The 2681-nt window shown below is 64.8% G+C and carries 3 protein-coding genes and 2 pseudogenes; all 5 read right to left on the bottom strand.

The window, feature by feature from the left end; translation table 11 throughout:
* Positions 1-237: pseudogene (locus A985_RS0122135) on the bottom strand (hypothetical protein); the annotation flags it as partial.
* 208 nt (positions 238-445) lie between these two features.
* Positions 446-1180: a bifunctional demethylmenaquinone methyltransferase/2-methoxy-6-polyprenyl-1,4-benzoquinol methylase UbiE gene (ubiE, locus tag A985_RS0122130; RefSeq protein ID WP_017235567.1), complete on the bottom strand. Its 735-nt coding sequence runs from the start codon at positions 1178-1180 to the stop codon at positions 446-448.
* 60 nt (positions 1181-1240) lie between these two features.
* Positions 1241-1654 carry a gamma-butyrobetaine hydroxylase-like domain-containing protein gene (locus tag A985_RS0122125; RefSeq protein WP_017235566.1) on the bottom strand — a complete coding sequence of 138 codons (414 nt, stop codon included), beginning with the start codon at positions 1652-1654 and terminating at the stop codon, positions 1241-1243.
* Positions 1655-1733: 79 nt separating this feature from the next.
* Positions 1734-2171, bottom strand: coding sequence for an HIT family protein (locus A985_RS0122120; protein WP_026132289.1), 438 nt, complete (start codon positions 2169-2171; stop codon positions 1734-1736).
* Between the two features lie 74 nt (positions 2172-2245).
* Positions 2246-2681 (bottom strand): annotated as a pseudogene (locus A985_RS29570) (hypothetical protein); the annotation flags it as partial.

The raw sequence follows: 2681 nt of genomic DNA, 5'->3' as shown, positions 1-2681 counted from the left end.
GGCCCCTGCGGCACCGGCCCCTGCTGCCGCCGGTGCGGCCTGCTGCGGTGCGGTGCCCGGCGTGGCTTGCGTCGGTTGTTGCGGCGCTTGCTGGCGCTGCGTCACGGTGCTGGACTGCTTGCCGATGCTCCGGCCGCCGCCAACGCGTTTGGCATCGGCGTCCGCGATCGTCATGCCGACCGCCACTACGCCGGCCACCACGCCCAACAACAGCTTGTTTTTCAGGAACTGGAACATCGTTCTGGTCTCTCCGTGGAGTTTATAGGTTGCTGTCTACTGACAGGCGTCAACCGGAATGGTTCAGCACTTTTTTACGTACTGAAACCAGATGAGGCGACGGCCGATTCTGCCACAGCAGAATTAGCTCGTTCTTAGAGAAACGCCCCGGCGCGGCTTTTTTCCGCAGTCCGGGGCGCTGGGGTGCGTCATGTAAGTGAGCGCAAACTCAGAATTTGCGTCCGATATGCAGCGCGACGACCCCTGCGGTCAGGTTGTGATATTCCACACGTTCGAGACCGACCTGTTCCATCAGGGACTTGAGCGTTTCCTGGTCCGGGTGCATGCGAATCGACTCGGCCAGATAGCGGTAGCTGTCGGCGTCGCCCGCGATGCGCGAACCGAGCCACGGCAGCACCTTGAACGAATAGGTGTCGTACGCCTTCTCGAGCGGCTGCCAAACCTTCGAGAACTCGAGCACCATGACCTTGCCGCCCGGTTTGATCACGCGGCGCATTTCGGCGAGCGCGGCATCCTTGTGCGTCATGTTGCGCAGGCCAAACGCCACGGTGACCACATCGAAATAGTTCGACGGGAACGGCAGCTTTTCGGCATCGCACAGCAGGGTCGGGGTGACGATGCCTGCGTCGAGCAGGCGATCGCGCCCCACGCGCAGCATCGATTCGTTGATGTCGGTGAGCCAGACTTCGCCGGTTGGGCCGGCCGCGCGCGCAAACGCCTTCGACAGGTCGCCCGTGCCGCCCGCTATGTCGAGCACCTTGAAGCCGGGGCGCACGGCGGCGCGTCCGATCGTGAAGGCTTTCCAGATCCGGTGCAGTCCACCCGACATCAGGTCATTCATGATGTCGTACTTGCTCGCGACCGAATGGAACACCTCGGCGACCTTACCGGCCTTTTCCTTCTCGTCGACGGTTTCATAACCGAAGTGGGTCTGTTGGCCCATTGCAATCTCCCAGATTCATGTAAGCGGGCGCGCCACACGCACGTGCGCCCCGCCGGGGCCTCAATGGTGGTGGCAGCCACCCGCAGCCGGCGACGACATCGGCGTGTCGCGATCGACCCCCGCTGACGCGAGCTTGTCCAGGTATTCCTGCCACAGCGCGTCCTGACGCACGCACAGCTCGTAGAGGTAATCCCACGAATAGATGCCGGTATCGTGTCCGTCCGAAAACACCGGGCGCACGGCGTAATTGCCGATCGGCTCCAGGCCAATCAGATCGACATCGCGCTTGCCGGTTTGCAGCGTCTCCTGCCCCGGGCCGTGGCCACGCACTTCCGCCGACGGCGAGAGTACGCGCAGGAATTCGAACGGCAGGCGGTAGTGTGTTCCGTCCTCGTAGCCCAGTTCCAGCACCTTCGATGTGCGATGCAGCGTCAAGGAAACGGGAATCGGCGTGTCTTTCTCCAGCCCAGCCATGGTCTTGCTCCAGAATAATCGGTCGGTGCGCCGACATGCGACACATCGGCCGGCAGTATAGCCGCTCAGGCCTCAACGGTCATGCCGGCCACGCCGGGAGACGATTCAATTCCGCCACCACGGCCTCGCGCAGGGCGGGTGTCCAGGCGGCGCGCTCGGCGAGCACCGCCGCCGGCACCTCGCGTTGCGGCGCGCTCCAGACCGAGCCGGGAAAATGAACGTCGTCGCGATATCGCGGAATCACGTGCCAGTGCACGTGCGGCACCATGTTGCCCAGACTCGCCACGTTGATCTTGTGCGGCGACATGACTGTGCGCTGGGCTGTCTCGACGGCGAACACAGCGCGCATCACATGCTCGCGCGCCGCCGCGGGCAGATCGCTCATTTCGGCGACGTGGGCATGCCAGATCACCCGAGCGAAGCCCGGGTAGCCGATCTCATTCGCCAGCACCACGCGCAGCACCGGGTCGCGCCATACGACATCGCCGCCCTCTCCGGTGCAAAACGGACATTCCATCATGCGTCTTCCCTCGTTTGCCCTGCCCTCCCCGCGTGCGCCGCAGACGGTTCAGGTCAGTGCTGTCAGTGCGCTCACTGCTTGTTGCGCTTGTAACGTTTGCCGGTGGCCGGGTCGACCGGGCCGAGCGCAAGTTCGGCGAAGTCGATCTCGCTGATCAATTCGCGCAGCGTCTCGTCGTTGATGCGGTGCGCCAGGCGCAGACGCGACAGTTCCCCGCGCTCGGCCTGCAGGGCGGCGGCGCGCAGCCGGCGTTCGACTTCGACCTCACGCACCGCGCGCACGCGCATCTCGTCGTCGGTCGCGTTCGACGCGTTGAGCGTGCGGCGATACCGCCCCATCACCCGCGCGGCCGCTTCGGCGCACACGGCAGTGTCGAGTTCGTCGCCCGACTTCGCAATGACTTTTTGCAGCGATTCAACGGTGCGGATCGCCGCCTCCGACGCCGCGAGGCGCGCCTCGCCCATCTCACGATTGCGCGGGTCCTCGACCGGCCAGCGCACGCCGCGC

The organism is Pandoraea sp. B-6, assembly GCF_000282835.1.
GTDB lineage: Bacteria > Pseudomonadota > Gammaproteobacteria > Burkholderiales > Burkholderiaceae > Pandoraea > Pandoraea cepalis.
The sequence above is the reverse complement of the archived record's forward strand: the minus strand, read 5'-3'. Positions and strand labels throughout refer to the sequence as shown.